Annotated in this window: 21 protein-coding genes; 12 read left to right on the forward strand and 9 right to left on the reverse strand. The window is 44.6% G+C overall.

Annotated features, from left to right (window positions below; translation table 11 throughout):
* Positions 1-7 precede the first annotated feature (7 nt).
* Complete coding sequence (locus QWZ13_RS02740) at positions 8-1390, reverse strand: DNA-3-methyladenine glycosylase 2 family protein (protein WP_290280430.1); 1383 nt, start codon at positions 1388-1390, stop codon at positions 8-10.
* 242 nt (positions 1391-1632) lie between these two features.
* On the opposite strand from QWZ13_RS02740, the gene QWZ13_RS02745 reads away from it, so the two are divergent.
* Genes QWZ13_RS02745 through QWZ13_RS02755 form a run of 3 tightly spaced genes read left to right on the forward strand, consistent with a single transcriptional unit; the run spans position 1633 to position 4444 of the window.
* Positions 1633-2613, forward strand: coding sequence for an ABC transporter substrate-binding protein (locus QWZ13_RS02745; RefSeq protein WP_290280431.1), 981 nt, complete (start codon positions 1633-1635; stop codon positions 2611-2613).
* On the forward strand, positions 2610-3893 hold the full coding sequence (locus QWZ13_RS02750; protein ID WP_290280432.1) for a diguanylate cyclase: 1284 nt from the start codon (positions 2610-2612) through the stop codon (positions 3891-3893). The genes QWZ13_RS02745 and QWZ13_RS02750 overlap by 4 nt, the downstream gene beginning before the upstream one ends.
* 29 nt (positions 3894-3922) lie before the next feature.
* Positions 3923-4444 carry an NYN domain-containing protein gene (locus QWZ13_RS02755; RefSeq protein ID WP_435406692.1) on the forward strand — a complete coding sequence of 174 codons (522 nt, stop codon included), beginning with the start codon at positions 3923-3925 and terminating at the stop codon, positions 4442-4444.
* Positions 4445-4460: 16 nt separating this feature from the next.
* Here the strand turns inward: QWZ13_RS02755 and QWZ13_RS02760 are convergent, their stop codons facing one another.
* A complete protein-coding gene (locus tag QWZ13_RS02760) occupies positions 4461-5261 on the reverse strand; it encodes an NUDIX hydrolase (protein WP_290280433.1) in 801 nt (266 codons plus the stop codon).
* 9 nt (positions 5262-5270) lie between these two features.
* A complete protein-coding gene (locus QWZ13_RS02765) occupies positions 5271-6029 on the reverse strand; it encodes a hypothetical protein (RefSeq protein ID WP_290280434.1) in 759 nt (252 codons plus the stop codon).
* A 21-nt stretch (positions 6030-6050) separates the two neighbouring features.
* Between QWZ13_RS02765 and QWZ13_RS02770 the strand changes: the two genes are divergently transcribed.
* Positions 6051-6356, forward strand: a complete 306-nt coding sequence (locus QWZ13_RS02770) for a DUF5062 family protein (protein WP_435406693.1) — start codon at positions 6051-6053, stop codon at positions 6354-6356.
* A gap of 92 nt (positions 6357-6448) precedes the next feature.
* Here the strand turns inward: QWZ13_RS02770 and QWZ13_RS02775 are convergent, their stop codons facing one another.
* Positions 6449-7342 (reverse strand): hypothetical protein, encoded by an 894-nt coding sequence (locus QWZ13_RS02775; protein WP_290280435.1) that lies wholly within the window; start codon positions 7340-7342, stop codon positions 6449-6451.
* Between QWZ13_RS02775 and QWZ13_RS02780 the strand changes: the two genes are divergently transcribed.
* Entirely contained in the window at positions 7341-7472 is a 132-nt protein-coding gene (locus QWZ13_RS02780) for a hypothetical protein (protein WP_290280436.1), read from the forward strand. The two genes, QWZ13_RS02775 and QWZ13_RS02780, sit on opposite strands and share 2 nt — an antisense overlap.
* 96 nt (positions 7473-7568) lie before the next feature.
* On the opposite strand, the gene QWZ13_RS02785 is transcribed toward QWZ13_RS02780, so the two are convergent.
* Together QWZ13_RS02785 and QWZ13_RS02790 are read right to left on the reverse strand one after the other, a co-directional pair.
* Positions 7569-8471 carry a LysR family transcriptional regulator gene (locus QWZ13_RS02785; protein ID WP_290280437.1) on the reverse strand — a complete coding sequence of 301 codons (903 nt, stop codon included), beginning with the start codon at positions 8469-8471 and terminating at the stop codon, positions 7569-7571.
* On the reverse strand, positions 8401-8631 hold the full coding sequence (locus QWZ13_RS02790) for a hypothetical protein (protein ID WP_290280438.1): 231 nt from the start codon (positions 8629-8631) through the stop codon (positions 8401-8403). The genes QWZ13_RS02785 and QWZ13_RS02790 overlap by 71 nt, the downstream gene beginning before the upstream one ends.
* On the opposite strand from QWZ13_RS02790, the gene QWZ13_RS02795 reads away from it, so the two are divergent.
* Positions 8612-9475, forward strand: a complete 864-nt coding sequence (locus QWZ13_RS02795; protein WP_290280439.1) for a pirin family protein — start codon at positions 8612-8614, stop codon at positions 9473-9475. The two genes, QWZ13_RS02790 and QWZ13_RS02795, sit on opposite strands and share 20 nt — an antisense overlap.
* A gap of 13 nt (positions 9476-9488) precedes the next feature.
* A complete protein-coding gene (locus QWZ13_RS02800) occupies positions 9489-10466 on the forward strand; it encodes a glutathione S-transferase family protein (RefSeq protein ID WP_290280440.1) in 978 nt (325 codons plus the stop codon).
* Between the two features lies 1 nt (position 10467).
* Here QWZ13_RS02800 and QWZ13_RS02805 read toward each other — a convergent pair whose 3' ends face one another.
* Positions 10468-11400: a LysR family transcriptional regulator gene (locus QWZ13_RS02805; protein ID WP_290280441.1), complete on the reverse strand. Its 933-nt coding sequence runs from the start codon at positions 11398-11400 to the stop codon at positions 10468-10470.
* Between the two features lie 125 nt (positions 11401-11525).
* On the opposite strand from QWZ13_RS02805, the gene QWZ13_RS02810 reads away from it, so the two are divergent.
* From QWZ13_RS02810 to QWZ13_RS02820, 3 genes are read left to right on the forward strand one after another with little or no spacing between them, the layout of a single operon-like run.
* A complete protein-coding gene (locus QWZ13_RS02810) occupies positions 11526-12977 on the forward strand; it encodes an NAD-dependent succinate-semialdehyde dehydrogenase (RefSeq protein ID WP_290280442.1) in 1452 nt (483 codons plus the stop codon).
* A 16-nt stretch (positions 12978-12993) separates the two neighbouring features.
* A complete protein-coding gene (gene gabT, locus QWZ13_RS02815) occupies positions 12994-14277 on the forward strand; it encodes a 4-aminobutyrate--2-oxoglutarate transaminase (RefSeq protein ID WP_290280443.1) in 1284 nt (427 codons plus the stop codon).
* Between the two features lie 49 nt (positions 14278-14326).
* Positions 14327-14521 (forward strand): hypothetical protein, encoded by a 195-nt coding sequence (locus QWZ13_RS02820; RefSeq protein ID WP_290280444.1) that lies wholly within the window; start codon positions 14327-14329, stop codon positions 14519-14521.
* Between the two features lies 1 nt (position 14522).
* Here QWZ13_RS02820 and QWZ13_RS02825 read toward each other — a convergent pair whose 3' ends face one another.
* Both QWZ13_RS02825 and QWZ13_RS02830 read right to left on the reverse strand, forming a co-directional pair.
* On the reverse strand, positions 14523-14645 hold the full coding sequence (locus QWZ13_RS02825) for a hypothetical protein (RefSeq protein WP_290280445.1): 123 nt from the start codon (positions 14643-14645) through the stop codon (positions 14523-14525).
* Complete coding sequence (locus QWZ13_RS02830) at positions 14623-14772, reverse strand: hypothetical protein (RefSeq protein ID WP_290280446.1); 150 nt, start codon at positions 14770-14772, stop codon at positions 14623-14625. The genes QWZ13_RS02825 and QWZ13_RS02830 overlap by 23 nt, the downstream gene beginning before the upstream one ends.
* Between QWZ13_RS02830 and QWZ13_RS02835 the strand changes: the two genes are divergently transcribed.
* Both QWZ13_RS02835 and QWZ13_RS02840 read left to right on the forward strand, forming a co-directional pair.
* Positions 14756-15607, forward strand: a complete 852-nt coding sequence (locus QWZ13_RS02835) for a carbohydrate ABC transporter permease (RefSeq protein ID WP_290280447.1) — start codon at positions 14756-14758, stop codon at positions 15605-15607. The genes QWZ13_RS02830 and QWZ13_RS02835 overlap by 17 nt on opposite strands.
* A complete protein-coding gene (locus tag QWZ13_RS02840; protein WP_290280448.1) occupies positions 15597-16421 on the forward strand; it encodes a carbohydrate ABC transporter permease in 825 nt (274 codons plus the stop codon). Before QWZ13_RS02835 ends, QWZ13_RS02840 begins: the two co-directional genes overlap by 11 nt.
* Positions 16422-16423 lie beyond the last annotated feature (2 nt).

Here is a 16423-nt window from a genome sequence, read left to right on the forward strand (position 1 = left end):
TTACCTATTAATCACTTTGTTGTTGCCATAATTGGAATGTTGCATAACTGCCCCAGGGTGAGAGTTGCTTCGCTGTGGGTATGCATTCAAGTTTTGCGATTGAGTTTTTTATAACCAAATCGGTCTCTAGAAAACAATCTGGGTTGTTAATGCCTCGCAGTTTTACGTAACCGACAGTCCAAGGACCAATACCCTTAATCGATAACCAATCGTCAATCTGATCAACACCGTGTTCGGCCACATATTCGCTGAATCTTAGTAACGTTGCTTTTCGGCTTTCAGGCATTTTTAGAAACGAGAAGTCTGCTTGAGCCAAGACATCGGGTGTTGGAAATAAGTAAGGCGTTTGAGCAAAATTGGGGTGCACCATGTTCAGTTTAATACGGTACTTCTCGGTTACGGCATTTAAATTTGAAATGGCGGCTTTGACAGAGACTTGTTGCCCAAGAATTGCTCTCACGCCCGCTTCAAACGGGTTGCCGATACCCGGTATTCTGATGCCTTTTTGGATAGGCAGACCAAATTGTTGTAAATGCTGTTCGATGGCGTCAGTATCGGCATCAAGATCAAATTGGCGTCGAACATGACTGATCAGTTTTTGCAGCCCCGCAAAGTGATCAATGCTTACTTCAAACTTTATCAATCTTGGATGGGTGTCGTGCTGCGATAAACGGTACACGCCACTGGCACCTTGAATATTAAAGCTTCGTTGATAGCTCGTTTCATCAACAAACTCAATGCCAGCCATGTCACGGCGCTTATAAAAAGCCAGTAAGTGAGAAAAATTTAGACTTCCTCTAACCGGCAGGTCTAGACAAATAATATTGTTGCCGGTTTTTTTTCTTCGAATGTCACTAGGCGTGAGCTGAAGGTGTTGTTTAAAAGCATCGTTAAATCGCCGAACGCTACTAAAGCCGCTGCTAAAAGCAATGTCTTGAATACTCAGTTGGCTGCCATGCAACAACTGTTTGGCTAGCATGAGTTGTTGATATTGACTGTAAGCTTTAGGAGATAAGCCTAAATATTGTTGAAATAATTTACGTAAGTATCGGTCGCTGATGCCTAAACGTTCGGCAAGTGCCACCAAGCTTCCTTCGCTAAGCGCACCCTCTTCAATGAGCTGTAAAGCACGCTGAAAGGTTGTTTCTACACCTTTCCAAGCCCAAGAGCCCGGCGCACTTTCTGGGCGGCATCGTAAACAAGGGCGATACCGAGCCTGAAGCGCTTGGCTGCTGTGCTGGAAATACTCTACATTTTCTTCTTTAGGTAAATTGGCTGGGCATATTGGCCGACAAAAGATGCCCGTAGACTTTACCGCCACAACGAAGGAGCCATCGTAACGTACATCCCTTGATTTTCTGGCCGCTTCGCACTGGTTTGGCGTTAACATAATGAGTACTCTGTTTTAATCAGACCCTCAGTGTAGTGTTAACTCGTATTGAAACCTAGCCAAAAACGGAACTCGATAGTGGCATCAAGCGAACCATAAATAGGACTAGATCACAAAGTTAGAACAATTTTAACTTTTATATCCGAAAAAAACCTGAAACATGAGAATATAACGCTGTTAGAACCTTTCTTTTTGACAAGTCAGGTCTACGCTTAGTTTGAATACTCTCTGTGGGTTTGTAGATGTCTGCTTGTTACAAAACTATCCTAATTGTTGTGATGGCCTGTTTGTTTTTTGTCGCCTGCGATTCGAACAAATCTGAAGCTATCCCTATCCGCATAGCGGTGTCTAAAACGCCGTTATCAAGCCCGGTGTATATTGCCCATGAACAAGGGATCTTTGAGCAATGTGGCCTAGACGTTTCCATTATAGAATACGCAGGCGGCCTGCGCAGCTTCAATGCCTTAGTTAATGATAAAGCAGACTTTGCAACCTCTTCAGATACGCTGGTGGCTTTCAAGGCTATGGAGCACAAAGATATTTCCCTTATTGCCAGTTTTTCTTCATCGGATCACGATACAAAAGTTCTAGAAAATACCTCAGCCAATTTAGGGGCAACGTATCGAATAGGTTATTACCCCGATACCGCGTCAGAGTATTTAATGCGCATGTATTTAGCGTTGTCGCCACCCATTTCCAATATTGAGCTAGTGCCTCTTACGCCAGAAGAGATGATGAACCAGTGGCAACAAGGCTTGCTGAATAAGGCCGTTATTTGGGAGCCATATGTCTATAAAATTGTAGCGAATAACCCCGCTAATACCAAAGTAGTTGATACAAAAGGTTTGTATAAGCTGAGCTTTCAAATGGTGTCTCGATCATCCATATTGGACGCGAAACCCAACTCAGATGAGCGAATGATACATGCGATTAATATAGCAACTCACTTCATTGCTCAAAATCCAGAGACCGCCAAAAGAATGATCATGAATCAGCTTTTCTTAGACGATGAATTCATGGCGTGGGATTGGCCAAACAATCAATTTAAATTAAATATTGGTCGGCAGTTACTGTTGAATGCTCAAGAAAACGCTCGTTGGCTGAAAAAAGTTTCGGCGGCTCGCCATAGCCTATCAGTCGATGCCTCTCAAATTAGTCGTAAAACCATGAGTATGGACCCGCCAACAATTGAGGACTCATTGGCGTATTGTGAGAACCTATGAAGTTAGCGGTTAGACTTAAAATTCTTAGCGTTTTATCTCTCGTTTCTTTGCTACTCGTGTTGGGGTACTTGGTCGCGAGTAATTATTTATTTTTATCACTAAAGCAAAAACAAAAAACCATGCATCAGGTTAACGTGTTGTTAAGTGAATTAACGGTGAATGCAGACCTTTACCTAGAAATACGCGATGAAGAATTGCTTAATACACAACGGCTACTCAGTGAGCGAGCAAAAAAAGCGCTATCGGATTTAAGCAGCCACTCTTCAGGGGTACGTCTGCATATCGACAGCATATGTCGGATAATCGAGAGCAATGAAGCCCTGCTGAATCAGATCAGTTCGAGCTTTAAGTCGATACCAAATATGAATGGCAGTGCCGCTGTCGTTAGCCATTTAAAAGCAAGGTTATCTAACGCCTATATATCGGCACAAAATGATGCCACTACGCTCAGCGATGAGCTGTGGGTAGAGCAATTGGGCATCATTCAGCTTTGGGGCATGACCTTGGCATTGCTCATTGTGGTGTCGATTGCCTTTGTCATTTATAGCCACATTAACTTTGCTAATCGGTTTAAACGAGCGGTGGCAAAAGTATTAGATGGGTTAGCCAACATTCGCGATGGTGATTTAAAAACGGCCATTAATTTAGAACAAAATGATGAGCTAACCGATATCGCTCGGCAAATAAATAGCATGGCCAAAAATTTAAACGAGTTAACAGTATCCAAAACCGAACTCGAAGCTCAAATTATGGCACGCACCATAGAGTTACAAGTTGAAACCCGGACAGACACACTGACGGGTGTTCATAATCGGCGCTCATTAGAGCGGGTCGGCGAGCGTGAACTCAACATGGCATTACGTTATGGTCAGACCCTCAGTATGTTAATGATCGATCTCGATGGCTTTAAACCTGTAAACGACACTTACGGCCACAGCTTTGGCGACATTGTGCTTATTCAAGCGGCGCAAACCATTGCTACTGAACTAAGAGACTCAGACTTTTTAGCCCGATACGGTGGTGAAGAGTTTACGGTGATTCTGCCACATACCGACTTTAGGTCCGCCTATGAAACCGCCGAGCGCATTCGAAAAGCCTTCGAATGCAAGTTGTTCGGTGATTCAGAACATCGCATACAACAAACCATCAGTGTTGGCATTGCAGAAATGAGCGAAAGAGAAGCGACCTTGCAAGAGTTGATAGAACTCGCCGATAAACGGCTTTATCAGGCCAAAAATAAGGGTAGGAATAGAAGCTACCCGACGCAACAAGAAAACTAATCGACTATTTTTATTAAAAAATAATTGGTATGGTTAAATTAAGCCTTCCTATAATTCTTAGCAAACTTGGTGTAAAAATGAAAACGACCTCCATCATAGTGGATGTACAAAATGTGTATTACACCACGCGGCAAGCGTTTCAGAAAAACTTTAACTACAACGCTTTTTGGGCTGAGGCTTTAGAAAATCGTACTTTGGTGAATGCCAGCGCTTTTGCCATAGACCGAGGTGATGAAAAGCAAAAGCAGTTTCAAAATATACTCCGAGCCATTGGATTTGATGTTCGTCTAAAACCATATATTCAACGAGCCGATGGATCATCTAAAGGGGATTGGGATGTGGGTATTGCAGTAGAAGCCTTAGAGCAAGCCCCTCATTGCGATGAAATTATTCTGGTTTCTGGTGACGGAGATTTCGACATTCTGGCAAAAACTATTCGTGAAAAGCACGGATGTGAAGTAGTGGTGTATGGTGTGAAAGCACTCACGGCTAATGCCCTAATTAAAGAGGCCAGCCGTTACAGAGAGATAGATGCCAGTTTACTGATGTAATGCATGTAAACCTTAATTACAGCAAAAACATTTCTTTGTCGCCGGGTGGGTAGGGCTCGAATTCATAATCGGCCGTTTTCAATCCAAGCGTGTTTAAGCAGTGAGCCACAATGTGACGGTGAAAACGGCTACTGGTTTCATCATTAATGAAGGTCTCCGGGTTTACCCAGCAAGCAAAATCGATCTCATCGGTGTCTTGAACATTTATCTCGAAAGTAGAGGGCTTTAAACGACACACAATAAAAAAATTGCCTTTTTCATACTGGTGTGGGTACTTTGTTACGAACCCGACAATATCAGTAAAGGTGGCTTGTATTCCGGTTTCCTCAAATACTTCGCGTTCGGCTGCGTGTAAAACTTGCTCACCCATATCAATATAACCGCCCGGCAATTTTAAGCCCACGCCATTCATAATACGCTCTCTCACTAAAAGAACATCGCCATTTTCACGCTGCACTAGTGTCCCAACGCCAGCCGTATGAGTGGGTGAAAAAGGAGCGTAAGCATTGGGTTGTAATCGGCAAATTAAGGTCAGCGCTTGTTCGGTGCATAGATGAAAAACAAAACCGGCTCGCGTTAATAACGGTACTAGATGCGCATGCGCTATGGGCAGTGTTACCCAAACCAGTGCTTTGTTTTGGCGGCGTAAATCATCGAGCAGAGTTTCAATGTCGCTCAAGCCAATACTGAGTTGTTCAATGGTCACTTCTGCGCCATTAAAGGGGTTAAAGTGAATGGTAAAGCGGTCCAACATTACAAGGCTCCTTTTTGTGCGGTTATTGTGCCACGAAGCGCGCGGAAACAACATGCACAGCATTAAGCCCCTTTAAAACGAGTAGCTGACTAATGAAAAAACGTTGACATGAAGTTCCTTCAAACCATCCACTTGAGTTTGTTGTGAACGATCGGCCTTTCTAAATGTTACTGAGTTAATGAAGGTTAAATTGTCGCTGACTGGGCTAATGGCGAAGAAGTTAACATCTATATCGGTATAAATACCCTCGGTTAAGGGCGTGTTGAGTTTTAAACGGTCGCTTTTAAAGGCGGCACTGCTGTTGCGTACACTTATTTTACCGATCACGGCTAACGGAATTTTATCACCAAGGAACACAGGTGCGCCCAATGCCACAACATTCATATAGGCATCGGAACTTGAAGAAAAGCCTTTATGGTGTTCCAAGCTAAGTGGACCCACGGTTGCGCCTACATTAGCACGAGTGCCGTTGGTAAATTCTGCGCCTGCGTAAACCCCATATCGAAACCAACCTTGTTGGCCGCTGACACTCAAACTGCTTTGTGGAAAGCCTAGTTGAACTCGCGTCATAATTGGCGCATCAGATTTAGATTGCCAGCTAAGACCCGATGTTCCTAATGCCCATTGAGACCACTGGTATTTGAGATCGGGAATAACCATCGCTGTCTTTGAACCGATACTTGCCGCGGGGAAGAAGCCAGAAGATTGAGCCTGATCTGGGTAGTTGTCTGAAGTTACCAGCCCCAACCCAACAGACCACCCTTCGTTGGCTTGGGCTTGCAAGCCTAGAATCAGTGCTAAAAAAGCCACTGAGAGAGATTTAAATTTCATATCTTCCCTAATAGAGTGCTAATGTGTTGTGAATGGTTTTACGTTCGAAAGCCAAGATTGGATGACCAAAGTGTACCTTGGAGCTTAAGTATGAAGAAACTAAAGAATGAAAAGGAGCTCGTAAAAAAAGCCATCGCCGAAGGCGTGAAATACGGTGAAAGCCGTGGGGTGGTGGAGTTTGAACCGACGGATTCAGCGGCCGACAAAATTGAGTATATTTATAGGTTACTCGTGCACGATAAAGTTATTCTACCGTTGCCGAATGACCAAATTTCGCAGCAATCCATGCGCCACCGATTGGCGATTTGGGCGTCTAAGATGGATTAGCTGAAATCTGCTATTCAACTGTTTTCGCTTATTAAAAAATCAATAAAAAGGTTAGCGTTGCATTGGCATTGCTAACCTGTGGGAGAAGAGCTTTAGTTATCTGTTAAAACCTTAACTTCGCCGTAGGTTTTATGACGCCACCAATTTGAAGCTCCGTTCACAATGGCGCTGGTACCTTCCATATCGTCCAAAGATATCCAAGAAAACTTTTTAATATCGGCATAATCATACCCATCGGAAAAAAGAATGGATTCCTTAGCAACAACATAAGTCTCTGTTGTGCCGACATTATCACTCAATGCCGTAGTCTTATCTTCTGGAATCCACGCTATGGCCTTGTCTTCAGTGTTAAAAAAGAATAATTGATAAACGCGAGTGCGTTCGTCTTGTGGTGTATATTCAATACTTATTGCAGTACTTGATTTTGTGTTTTTGTCGTCTGTTAAAGTGGGCGTCACTAATGTACTGACACCATTTGCCTTGTCGGAACCGTCATACCGCGAAGAATACAAAAATGTTTCATTCACATCAGGCGTTTCTAAGTTTGGTAGAACAAAATCAAAAGACTTAGTGGCGACATTGCCAGCACTGTCGGTCACAGTCATGGTCCAGCCTTTAAGCTCAATTCTATGCAAATTGGTTTCGGAAACAGCATTACTAGTTTCATAGCGCTGGGTGCTTTCTTGAATGTAGTTAATGTTGTCCTCGGATTTCAAGATATAGACATCACCTAACGTGTTAGTGAAGCGAATATCGACGATATCATCATGACCTTCAGGGTCATCCACATCTAACGTTACCATTCGGCTTATGGAGTAATTTTGGGTTTCACCAACGGCCAGCAAATAGGAAGGGTGGTATTCTATGGCATCAGCCAATATCCAATTAATGACCGGTGCACCATTGCCTGCACTCCCTCCAGGCTTGCTGCACGAAAACAGCACCAAAGCAGCCAAGATGGGAACCCAAAATTTAAGATTTTTCATGCAGAGTCTTCCTTTTAAACGGCAAAATTATAATTTTATTAATGAGAAAACGTTGCTGGATAGATGTAGAGAAGTAGTCAGAAGGTTAATTCAACATCACCAAAACGATCGATTTAGTGCGCTAGATTAATATATAGCTCAAAATTCTGCCAACAAAACGTCTATTTATCGTCCAAAAATAGGGTGAGTATGCTTTATACGCCGCTATTCGCAGAAAGTTGACGCTTTAAGCATCCCAATGGGGTGTTGTTTGGAAGTGTTGTGCTAAAAAGTCGATTAAGGCACGGGCTCTAAGTGGCAGAAACTTGTTCTTTGGGTACACGCAATAAGCATTAACACTGGGAATAGTGAATTCGGGTAGCAATTTAACTAATTTACCCTGCTCTACGGCTTGCCACGCCATAAAATTGGGCAGCGCGACAATACCATGCCCTGCAATGGCTAACTGCATTAAGAAATCGCCATTATTGGCTGACAGTTTGGAATGTAAATTTAAGCGATGTTGCTGTGTGGCGGAATCGAGCAGTGTTACGTGCGCTGTATTCCCCGTACCATAATGAATAAAATCATGCTGGTGCAAATCATCTGGTTGCGCAGGCTTACCACGAGATTCAATATAACTCGGGCTGGCTAACAGAGCATGATTTGATTGAAACAGCTTACGTGCTTGTGTGCTCGAGTCTTTTAAATTGGCAATGCGTAAGGCTAAATCGAACCCTTCTTCGATGATGTCTACCTGACGGTCTGAAAAATCGATATGAATTTTAAGATCAGGGTGCTGCGCCATAAATTGTTCAATAGCTGGGCTAAGGTGCATGATTCCAAAGGTAAGCGGCGCCGCTAGGCGTAAGGTACCGTTTAAATTTGTTGCATCGTTGGTGGAGCTGGCATTCATCTCATTGACTTGATCAAGCAACTTAAGTGCTTGTCTATAATAGTCTGAACCCGCCTCTGTTAGGCTAGAAGTACGTGTAGTACGGTTAATCAACCTTCGGCTGAGTCGATCTTCTAAGGCATTTAAACGTCGGCTAACGGCCGATTTAGCAATGCCGAGCTGCTCAGCGGCGCGGCCAATGCCTCCGGCTTCTACCACTCTCACAAAAGTCTGAATGTCTTCTAATTGCCCCATGGTTCAACCCTTTTACGAACAACTTTTTATTGTTCTTATTTAGAGAATTATAATTTGCAATTATTGCTGTTTTTCTGGCTAGTGGCAAACGGTAGCATGGGGGAATTGAAACAAACACTACGAATCGTAAGGAGGTTGCCATGTCGCAATCACAACACACTCCGCCAACCTATCGGAACATTCGAACCCTCAGCCGAGGCTTGCCCGCTACCGATGGTGACGGTGTCAAACTCACGCGCATAATCGGTACGCCAACCTTAGATATGTTGGACCCGTTTTTATTGCTCGATGTGTTTGAATCCGATCAGCCGCAAGATTACATCGGCGGGTTTCCTACACACCCACACCGCGGCTTTGAAACGGTAACTTATTTGTTAGCAGGTAACATGCGCCACAAAGACAGTGCCGGCAATGAAGGCGTTATTACTCCCGGAGGTGTGCAGTGGATGACCGCCGGGCGAGGAATAGAGCACTCTGAAATGCCCGAGCAAGTAGAAGGGTTGATGAAGGGCTTTCAGCTTTGGGTCAATTTACCAAGCCACGCCAAAATGGTGTCGCCCAGTTACCAAGAGTTTCCGCCCGAGCAAGTAGCCGTAGAGCAACACGAAAGTGGCTCGAGTATCCGAGTGATTTCAGGCACTACGAACAATGGCACCACTGGCCCAGTGATCAATGAATTTGTACGACCCAATTATATGGATGTGCAGCTGGTGGCAGGTGATGTTTTTGAGCAAAGGTTGCAGCACACCGATAACGCTTTCATTTATATGGTGGCAGGACAAGGCCAGTTAGAAGGCTCAGAACAGATGATCGAAGAAGGCATGCTGGCGGTTTTAAGTGCCGGAGATACCGTACGAATTAAAGCGCAAAGTAACAGCCGGTTTCTATTTATTTCAGGCGCACCTTTGAATGAACCCGTAGCTCGTGGTGGGCCTTTTGTAATGAATACTAAAGCCGAAGTGTTGCAAGCATTTGCCGATTACCAAAACGGCCAGTTTTTATAATTAGGAGAATGGAATGGGTTTATTAGTAGAAGGCCAATGGCACACAGACTGGTACGATACCAAAGCCACCAACGGCCGATTTAAACGCAAAGACTCAAGCTTTCGTCACTGGGTGACCAAAGATGGTTCGGCAGGGCCAACCGGTGACGCTGGTTTTAAAGCCGAGAAAGATCGATATCACCTTTATGTTTCGTTGGCTTGCCCTTGGGCGCATCGAACCTTAATTATTAGATCGTTAAAGGGGCTAGAAGATTTCATTTCGGTATCGGTGGTCAATGCTTATATGGCCGATGAAGGGTGGACCTTTAATGCTGGCAATGAGGTGGTGGCAGATTTTATAAACCACAAGCAGCGCTTACATGAAATTTATACCTTAGCGAAGCCAGATTACACCGGCCGTGTAACTGTACCGGTGTTATGGGATAAAAAACACAACACCATCGTCAGCAATGAGTCGTCAGAAATTATTCGCATGTTTAACAGTGCCTTTGATGATTTAGGAGCCAAAGAGGGTGACTTTTACCCCAAAGCACTGCGCTCAAACATTGATGCGGTTAACGAATTTGTGTACCCCAATATTAACAATGGCGTGTATCGCGCTGGCTTTGCGACAACACCAGAAGCCTATGAAGAAGCCGTAACGGAACTGTTTGAAGCGCTCGATTCTGTGGAAAACATACTGAGTAAGCAGCGGTATTTAACCGGGCCGAGCATTACTGAAGCCGATTGGCGCTTGTTTACCACCTTAGTACGCTTTGATGCCGTTTACGTTGGGCATTTTAAGTGCAATATTCGCCGCATTGTCGATTACCCAAATATTTGGGGTTACTTGAAAGAGTTGTACCAAGTGGAAGGCGTGGCCGCAACGGTAAGTATTCCCAATATCAAAGAACATTACTACGCGAGCCACGATATGATAAACCCAACTCGTATCATCCCTGTTGGGCCAATGTTAGATTTCACCGAACCGCATGGTCGGGATGCATTGTAACTTAGAGTGAAGACGCCTGAGCCGTTGCAAAGGCGTCTAAAAATAGGTTAACTTTTTGATCCGTGCGGCCTGTATTTCGTGTCACCAGTACATGGTCAACGCTGTAAAAGCGGCGTTCGGGTTGTAGTAGGCGTATATCACCGCGGTCTATAAAAGTTTGAATAAAGCTCAATGGGAAAAAGCCCAAATACTTTCCCGATAAAATGAGTGGGGTGCGGGTTTCAAACTGATAAGCGCGCGCGGCCAAATTCATTTTTTCAAACTGCTTTAAACCGCTCAGGTTAACATCAACACCAGGGTGAACAGTTTGGCAGTTGTAAACCTCATCGTCGCTGATGTGTTGATCTTCTTTTTCAAACAAAGGGTGCTGTTTGCCAATGCACAAATAATAGGGTTCGGTGTAGCATTGTTGATAACTTAAACCGTCTATATGGCGGTATTCTGGAATAATACCGATATCTGCTTCGGCGTTTAAAATGGCTTGTTCAATATTGGGAATGGTGTCGGCATTTATTGCCGGTTGTACATTGGGCGCACGTTCTTGCATTTGAGCGATCACGTCGGCTAATCGTAATTGGTTCGATAGTGCAACTTGATCGGAACATAAAATTGAAATTTCGCCGTTTAGCTCGTTGTCTAAGTTTTGCACTTGCAAAGCAAAATCGTTTAACGCCCTAAACATCACTAAAGAGGCTTCGTAAACGGCTTTGCCTTCCTCGGTTAACGAAAACCCACCGCGACCACGGCTGGCCAATTTAACATTCATCCGAGTTTCTAAATTAGACATGTGCACACTGATGGTTGAACGCGTTATATTAAGAACCGGTTCGGCTGCAGCGAAACCACCGCAATCAACAACAACTTTAAAAATACGCAGCAGCCTTAAATCGTATTCAGAGACAGGGCGCGGAATGAGCGCGTGTTTGGAAGCCATAGGTCTGTCGACATAATGTTTTAATTACATCAAACAATAGTTTGAATGTTTTATATTTACCAGAAGTATTTTTTACTTTTCAATAGGTGCAGCAATCTGCACATATCCGAAAGAGGAGCTTTACTGTGACGATTAACTCGAATTTACTGGGATTAGGTTCATTTGTAGATGGCCAATGGGTTCAAGCCGGTCCTAAATTCAGTGTGACCAACCCCGCTACGGGCGAAGAAATTGCAAAAGTGTCCGACGCAGATGCTCAACTTGCCGAGCAAGCCATCGCCGCCGCTAAAAAAGCATTGCCGGCTTGGCGTGCAAAATCGGCCGGAGAGCGTGCCTCAATTTTGCGTAAGTGGTTTAACCTCATGATGGAACACCAGCACGATCTGGGTGTCATCATGACGTTAGAGCAAGGCAAACCTTTAGCCGAAGCCAAAGGCGAAGTGGCCTATGGTGCTTCCTTTGTAGAGTGGTTTGCCGAAGAAGGAAAGCGCATTTACGGAGAAACCATTCCAGCGCCTTCTGGTGATAAACGTTTAATGGTTATCAAACAACCGGTTGGTGTCGTTGCATCCATTACGCCATGGAATTTTCCAAGCTCAATGATAACCCGTAAGGCCGCTCCGGCCTTAGCCGCTGGGTGTACATTTATCATTCGCCCCTCTGAATTAACGCCGCTGTCGGCTACGGCGCTGGCAAAATTGGCTGAGCAAGCTGGCATTCCTGCGGGCGTGTTCAATGTGATCGTAGGTACCGATGCCAAAGGCATTGGCGAAGTGTTTACGCAACACCCCGATGTAGCAAAATTCTCTTTTACCGGCTCTACCGCTGTAGGCAAGCAACTCATCGCGCAATCGGCCAGTACGGTTAAAAAAGTGTCAATGGAGCTGGGGGGTAACGCGCCCTTTATTGTTTTTGATGATGCCGACTTAGATGCCGCCGTTAAAGGTGCAATGGCATCAAAATACAGAAATGCCGGTCAAACCTGCGTTTGCGCAAATAGAATTTTAGTGCAGGAAAGCATTCACGATGCATTTGTTGAGAAATTTCAAGCCGCGGTGGCCGAATTAAAAGTAGGGCATGGCTTGGAAGATGGCACCACCATTGGGCCCTTAATTCACGAAAAGGCACTACAAAATATTCATAAGCGCATCGAAGAGTCGGTAGCACAGGGTGCAAAGGTACGCGTTGGCGGCCAGCCGCATGAGCGTGGCGGTTCATTTTATACACCAACCATTTTAACCGATGTCTCTAATGATATGCCTATTGCGTCTCAGGAAATATTCGGTCCTGTTGCGCCGATCATTAAATTCAAAACCGAAGCAGAAGCCATTGCCATTGCTAACGATACGGATTTTGGGTTGGCGGCGTATTTTTACGCGCGTGATATTGGCCGAGTATGGCGAGTGTCTGAAGGTTTGGAATACGGCATGGTGGGTATTAACGAAGGTATTTTATCGAATGTCGCGGCACCTTTCGGAGGCATGAAGTCTTCGGGCTTAGGCCGAGAAGGGTCGCGTCATGGCATCGAAGAGTATATTGAAATGAAGTACTTATGTTTAGGCGGTATAGACGCATAATATCGAGGATACAAGAGTGAGTAACAACCAAAAACTGCAAGAACGCAAAAGCAACGCTATTGCGCGAGGTATGGGTAACCTTTATTCATCGTTTGTCACACACGCAAAAAATGCAGAACTGTGGGATGCCGATGGAAACCGATACATCGACTTCGCCACAGGCATAGCGGTGTGTAACACCGGTCACAGTCACCCTAAGGTTGTCGAAGCCGTGCAAAAGCAAGTGGCTAATTTTTCACATACTTGTTTAATGGTAAACCCTTACGAGCAGGCCGTAGAATTGGCTGAAAAGCTCAACACTCTTGTACCGGGTGATACACCTAAAAAGTCTATTTTTGTAAGTACAGGTGCAGAAGCGGTCGAAAACGCCGTGAAAATTGCACGCGCTTACACCGGGCGGCGTGGAACCATTGCATTTGCCGGTGGTTTCCATGGCCGTACGAACCTCAGTATGGCGTTAACAGGGAAAACCGTCCCGTATAAACATTTATTCGGGCCGTTCCCTGGCGATATTTACCACGCACCTTACCCTATGGCGATGCATGGCATTACAGTAGAAGATTCGATTCGTGGCATTGAAACCCTGTTTAAAACCAGCATCGAAGCCCGCGATGTGGCGGCCATTATTATTGAACCTGTTCAAGGTGAAGGCGGCTTTTACGCCGCACCGGTTTCGCTGTTAACCTATTTGCGAAAGCTGTGTGATGAAGAAGGCATCGTCCTAATTATTGATGAAGTGCAATCGGGCTTTGGCCGCACGGGCACCTTCTTTAACTTGGAACGCGCCGGAATTGAAGCCGACATTATGACCATGGCCAAGGGGATAGCCGGTGGTTATCCCATTTCAGCCGTGTGTGGTAAAGCCGCCATTATGGACGCGCCGTTACCGGGTGGTTTAGGCGGCACCTATGGTGGTTCTCCTGTTGGTTGTGCGGCCGCGTTAGCCGTTTTAGATATCATCGAGGAAGAAGGATTGGTGCAAAGAGCCAATGAAATAGGCGCACAATTTGAAAAACGCATTCAAGCAGTATCCAAAAAATACCCAGACCTGGTTGGTGATATTCGCATTAACGGTGCCATGATCGCCATGGAGCTTGTGACTAACGGAGAGGCGAAGCAACCGAACACCGAGGTCACCCAACAAATTATTGCGCACGCGCAAGAAGCGGGACTCGTCTTATTATCTTGTGGTTACTACGGCAATGTCATTCGTTTCTTGCCAGCATTAACCATAACCGATGAATTGATCGCCGAAGGCTTTGATAAATTTGATGCGCTGCTAGCGAAGGTACTTACATAGGGCATTTTATGATGTCCGTAGAACCAGCCTACATACCTCGATAGGTTCATTGCAAATTGATGATGCGGTCGTTACGTTAACCAATAATGATCAGGGTGTTATTTCGTTAAAGCTCGGCCAATCAACGCAACTTAAAGGCTGTACCTTAACTTACTTATGGCGCAACGAGCCTTACCCAGTTAAAAAGGGTGTAAGTAACGAAAACCCAAAAGCGCACGTTCAGCTGCTTTATGATTGCCTTTAGGTTATCCAATGCTGATGTAGGTCCTATTGTTCAAAAATTCTGAACAGTTTGAACAATAGGGTGAACACTTCTTAGCTTTTAAAGCAGGTACCGGATCATAATTAAACGGTTTGGTTTTTAGCAAAGCCCCATGAACTATGGGGTTGCTCTAATCGAGTATTAACAGTTCGACGATTGAAAGTTTGGCCTAATTGTTGCAATTTTAACGCACTCTTTGGCAACTGGGCTTTAAGCATGACAAAAGTAAACAATAACCTTGCTTGGTTGCTCGTATTGCCAGCGTTGCTGCTGTTGGCCTTAGTTGTGTTAATACCACTTACAATGGTATTTAACTTTTCCTTTCACGATATCTTCACGCAAGATTTTAAAACTTGGGTCGGCGCTCAATGGTATCGTGATATTTTAGGTTCAAGCCACTTCTACGCAAGCTTGGGTCGCAGTCTGCTGTATTCATTGTTGGTCTTGATCATTGAAATACCATTAGGCATTTTATTAGCGTTATCACTGCCAAGGCGAAACGCTTTTGTTGCTTTATTTTTGGTCATTTTGTCGTTACCACTATTGGTGCCCTGGAATATTATTCCCATGCTCTGGCACGTGCTGATTAGTTCCGATTCGTTTGTTGCCGTGTTCGCGGCGTTTGGGGTTGATCTAGATTGGAAGTTCAATCCAATTCATACTTGGATTGTGTTGATTCTAATGGACGTTTGGCATTGGACCAGTTTAGTCTTGTTGCTGTGCTATGCCGGTTTATCGACCATTCCTAAAGAGTATTATCAGGCCGCTGCCATCGATAAGGCGTCACGTTGGACCGTTTTCAAAGTGGTTGAATTTCCGAGAATAATCGGCGTGTTACTTATGGCATTGCTATTGAGATTTATGGACAGTTTTATGAGCTACACCGAAGCCTTTAGCTTAAATGCAGGCGGACCTAAAAACGCAACCATGTTTTTAGCGATGGATTTAGCCGAATCTATCAAGGCGTTTGATTACGGCCCAGCTTCGGCAAGGTCTATGATTTACTTCATTATAATATTAACCGTCGTTTGGTTTTTCAAAGTGGCTCAGAAAAAATATGAACATTAATTCAAAAAACCAACGGGCTCTTTGGTCTGTATTAAAACGCATGCCGGTCGTTGCGTTTAGTTTTTTTGTCATTTGGCCGCTGGTGCCTATCTTTTATTTAAGCTTTCAATCGACGCTTGAGCATCCAAGTATTGAGGCAGGCCAATGGACACTCCTTAATTTCCAGCATCTATTTAAAAACGAAGCCTTAGTAAACTCTATAGTTAATTCCCTCACCTACGTAGCACTAAACATTGCAATAACCTTACCGGTTGCGTTGCCGGCCGCCTATGGTTTTGCAAGATACCGTTTTATAGGCGATAAACACGTGTTTTTGTGGTTGTTAGCCTGTCGAATGACACCGCCGGTGGTGATGGTTTTCCCGGTATTTCAGTTGTTCTCGGCTTTAGGGTTAGTCAACTCACCTCTGGCTATTGCGCTCGCACATTGCCTGTTTACGGTACCCATCACCATTTGGATTCTAGAAAGTTTTATTTCTGCGATTCCAAAAGAATTTGATGAAACGGCTTTTATCGATGGCTACTCATTTTTGGGATTCTTCTTTAAGTTACTGGTGCCAACGCTAAAGCCAGGCATTGCCGTTGCAGCCTTCTTTTGCTTTATGTTTTCTTGGGTAGAGGTCGTATTTGCACGCATTCTGACGGTAACCAACGGCAAGCCAATTAGCATGGCGATATCGTCATTATTTAGTTTTCAAACTGATATGGGGTTGGTCATGGCCATGTCGTTGTTGTCTATTGTACCCGGGGCCATTCTAATGTTTCTTATGCGCCACCATTTATCAGCCGGGTTCATGGTGGGTGGCGCACGTTAGCC

Source organism: Reinekea marina (genome assembly GCF_030409715.1).
Taxonomy (GTDB): Bacteria; Pseudomonadota; Gammaproteobacteria; order Pseudomonadales; family Natronospirillaceae; genus Reinekea; species Reinekea marina.